Below are 547 nucleotides of genomic sequence, written 5' to 3' on the forward strand. Positions count from 1 at the left end.
GGTTCTCCTTCAACCGTCAGCAAATGCTCAGGAGAGTAGGTTCGACAAGCTTTTGTTTCGTCATTTTCTTTGAAAAATTGTTGCAAGGCAGAGATTACTTGTTCTGCCAGTTCATTATCAGACATCGAGTGATAGTCGTGTAAGAAACCAGCTTGGTAATTGCTCATCTGATTTTCGATATGAGCACGTAGCAATTTGTGCTGGTCCAAGATTTGGCTATAACTGAGCAAGTCTTCTTTGCAATTACGTAAGATAAACTGCGTCAGCTCTTTTTGAGCCGTATTAAAAAGGACGTTATCTGGTAGAGGCTTGGTCAAACAATGATCCAAACGACCTTCATTGACGGCCGTGAGTATCGCCTCAATATCTGAAGAGCAACTGATGAGAATTTTACGAGCGCGCTCTGTGTGCGGTGTTTTGTCCAGCCCAATGAGAAAATCCACACCATTAAAGTGCGCGTGATGGCTGGCGATCACTAACGCGACAGTTTGTTCTCTTTCTTCAAGATATTCCAACGCGCTTTGCGCTTCTTCTATCGACTCGACAG

Annotated in this window: 1 pseudogene; it reads right to left on the reverse strand. The window is 43.9% G+C overall.

Going from position 1 to position 547, the window contains the following annotated elements:
* A pseudogene (locus R7093_RS27470) lies at nucleotides 1-547 on the reverse strand (ATPase); the annotation flags it as partial.

This window comes from Vibrio sp. 1580 (assembly GCF_033340055.1).